1 protein-coding gene is annotated in these 238 nt (G+C 39.5%); it reads left to right on the forward strand.

The genetic code is table 11. The annotated features are described in order from the left end of the window. Positions 1 to 47: 47 nt before the first annotated feature. Positions 48 to 238 (forward strand): helix-turn-helix domain-containing protein (locus BMG01_RS10875; protein WP_135400247.1); only part of this gene is annotated, 191 nt, incomplete at its 3' end.

The following is a 238-nucleotide window of genomic DNA, read 5'->3' on the forward strand; positions in this document are numbered from 1 at the left end:
GCCTTTAATGGTAATTGTCTAAAACAACCATAAAGGAACTGCGACTCATGACTAGTTTATCATCTCAAGAACGCACTGTCATTCAAACTTTACTCGAATTGAATTATTCTGTTCGTGCCATTGCGCGCTTTATTAAACGCTCTCCTTCAACCGTTTCGATTGAAATTCATCAAGTTACACCCTATAAAGCTGAGATTGCTCATGCGTTGGCATTGAAAAAACGTCATCTACGTGGTCG

It is taken from the genome of Leuconostoc sp. BM2, assembly GCF_002095565.1.
GTDB lineage: Bacteria > Bacillota > Bacilli > Lactobacillales > Lactobacillaceae > Leuconostoc > Leuconostoc falkenbergense.